Source organism: uncultured Bradyrhizobium sp., from assembly GCF_936928535.1.
Classification (GTDB): Bacteria; Pseudomonadota; Alphaproteobacteria; order Rhizobiales; family Xanthobacteraceae; genus Bradyrhizobium.
In genome coordinates this window covers 1-2650 of record NZ_CAKZHY010000086.1, presented here as the reverse complement: position 1 = coordinate 2650, position 2650 = coordinate 1, and the positions used below count along the sequence as shown (strand labels likewise).

Below are 2650 nucleotides of genomic sequence, written 5' to 3'. Positions count from 1 at the left end.
TGTCGCGCGGCGATCAGGATGGAAGGCAGCGTCAATCAAGGTGAGAGAGTTTCGCTGGGCTCGTGACGTAGGGAGGGCGTAGCCCGACCGGAGTTACGAGCCCAGCGTCGGCGCGATCCCGAGGAGGACCGCGCCGACTGGTGGTCGCGGCCGGCGGGGTTATGCAAGTGGTTCTTCCGCCAAGAGGAATCACTCGCGTGCCCGGCCGACACATCACAGATCACCAGATGAGGCTCTACATGAAGTACCGTCAGACCGATAGCCCGCCAGTGGCGGCGGCCAAGGCATCATTCAGTGCGTCGACCGCCTATCGGATCGAGAGAGACCCCCGATTTCCATCGCAAAGGAAGGCTCCCCGCGGCCGGCGACGACCGGACCCGCTGAGCGACGTGTTCGAGACCGAGATCGTCCCGATCTTGAAGGCGGCACCTGGCTTACGCCCGGTGGCGGTGTTCGAGGAGATGCTACGGCGTCATCCGGATCTCGGCAGCGGTATCCGTCGTACCCTGGAACGTCGGATCCGTGCATGGCGGGCGGTCCACGGCGAGGAGCAGGAGGTGATCTTCCGCCAAACCCACGAGCCTGGCCAACTCGGCCTCTCCGACTTCACAGACATGGACGAGTTGGGTGTTACGATCGCGGGTGCACCGTTGGATCATCGTCTCTATCACTTCCGTTTGGCCTATTGCGGGTTCGAGCACGCCCACGTCGTGCTTGGCGGCGAGAGCTTCGTTGCCTTGGCCGAAGGCCTGCAGAATGCCCTCTGGTCGCTCGGTGGGGCGCCGCGGGAGCATCGGACCGACAGCCTGTCGGCCGCATTCTGCAATCTCGATCGTGATGCACGGGACGATCTGACGCAGCGATATGAGGCCCTTTGTGCCCATTACGGCATGCGGCCTTCCCGCAACAATCGAGGCGTTGCTCACGAGAATGGTTCGATCGAAGGGCCCCACGGTCATCTCAAGCGAGCAATCGCGGATGCCTTGCTGCTGCGCGGAACTGTCGACTTCGACGATCTTGCCACCTATCGCGGCTTCATCGACGAGATCGTCAGCCGCCGCAATGCCCGCAACGCCAAGCGGATCGATAGCGAGCGCGTGGTGTTGCAGGAGCTGCCCGATCGGCGCACCTCCGACTACGAAGAGGTGATCGTCCGCGTGACATCGTCCGGCGGCTTCACCCTGCGCAAGGTGTTCTACACGGTGCCATCGCGCCTGATCGGTCACCGGCTGCGGGTGCGCCTTTACGATGATCGTCTCGACGTGTTCGTCGGCGGCACCCATCTCGTCACCCTGCCGCGTGGGCGGCCGCATCCCAATGGCAAGTACGACCAGGTCGTCGATTATCGGCACGTGATCCATTCCCTGCGGCGCAAGCCGATGGCGCTTCTCAATCTGGTCTACCGAGATCGGCTGTTCCCGCGCGATGCCTATCGGAAGACCTTCGATCGCTTGCGCGAACGCTTGCCGGACAAAAAAGCCTGCCGGATCTTGGTCGATCTCCTCGCGCTCGCTCATGAACGCGGCTGCGAGGCCGAACTCGCCGATCAGCTCACCGCCGACCTCGAGGCCGGCCGACTGCCCGACCTCAACCGGCTACGTGCTCACTTCGCCCCCGATCCCGCCAACCTGCCGAACGTCGTGGTGCAGCTCGTGCCGCTTGCGACCTACGAATGCCTCATCGGTACCGCCGAGACCGGAGGTGCCGCATGAGCGGGACGAACACGGTTGATGCCGCGCGCCTCAATCTGTTGCTCAATGAGCTCCGGCTGCCAGCCATCAAGGTGCTGTGGGCGCAATTTGCCGAACAGTCCGACAAGGAAGGCTGGCCGGCCGGCCGCTTCCTCGCCACCATCGCCGAGCACGAGATCGCCGAACGCGGCCGTCGTCGGATCGAACGACACCTTGTCGAAGCACGTTTGCCCGCCGGAAAGACCTTCGACAGCTTCGACTTCGAAGCCGTGCCGATGATCTCGAAGGCGCAGGTGATGGCGCTCGCCGCCGGTGACAGCTGGCTGAGCAAGGGCGCCAATTTGCTGTTGTTCGGCCCGCCCGGCGGCGGAAAGAGCCACTTGGCGGCAGCGATTGGCCTGGCCCTCATCGAGAACGGATGGCGCGTCCTCTTCACCCGCACCACCGATCTCGTGCAGAAGCTCCAGCTGGCGCGACGCGAGCTCAACCTCGAGGCGGCCATCAATCGTCTCGATCGCTTCGATCTCCTGATCCTTGATGATCTCGCTTACGTCACCAAGGATCAGGCCGAGACCAGCGTGCTGTTCGAGCTCATCAGTGCACGCTACGAGCGCCGCTCGATGCTGATCACCGCCAATCAGCCATTCGGCGAATGGAACAGGGTCTTCCCGGATCCCGCCATGACCCTCGCGGCTATCGATCGCCTCGTTCACCACGCCACCATCGTCGAGATGAACGTCGAGAGCTATCGCAGACGAACCGCCCTCGAACGAAAACGCGGTCCAGGACGGCCGCCATCGCACGCGACACCTAAAACCGTCGCTGATTGACGCTGCGCGACAATCAGAGTTCAACAAAACTCTTGCGCGCGACAATCATCGCGGCAATCATCATCAGGCCGCGACACTGCCTCGCCATCCTGATTGCCGCGCACTTCCTACCCAGATTGCCGCGCTACA

Annotated in this window: 2 protein-coding genes; both read left to right on the top strand. The window is 63.3% G+C overall.

The genetic code is table 11. The features are described 5' to 3' along the window. Positions 1-161: 161 nt before the first annotated feature. Complete coding sequence (istA, locus tag Q0687_RS13565; RefSeq protein WP_298877420.1) at positions 162-1712, top strand: IS21 family transposase; 1551 nt, start codon at positions 162-164, stop codon at positions 1710-1712. Beyond that, complete coding sequence (gene istB, locus Q0687_RS13560; RefSeq protein ID WP_298877417.1) at positions 1709-2521, top strand: IS21-like element helper ATPase IstB; 813 nt, start codon at positions 1709-1711, stop codon at positions 2519-2521. Before istA ends, istB begins: the two co-directional genes overlap by 4 nt. Positions 2522-2650: the final 129 nt, after the last annotated feature.

Bases quoted from the DNA above. Each gene is read 5' to 3' on its own strand.
- istA (WP_298877420.1), top strand. From the start codon at position 162: ATGCAAGTGGTTCTTCCGCCAAGAGGAATCACTCGCGTGCCCGGCCGA.
- istB (WP_298877417.1), top strand. From the start codon at position 1,709: ATGAGCGGGACGAACACGGTTGATGCCGCGCGCCTCAATCTGTTGCTC.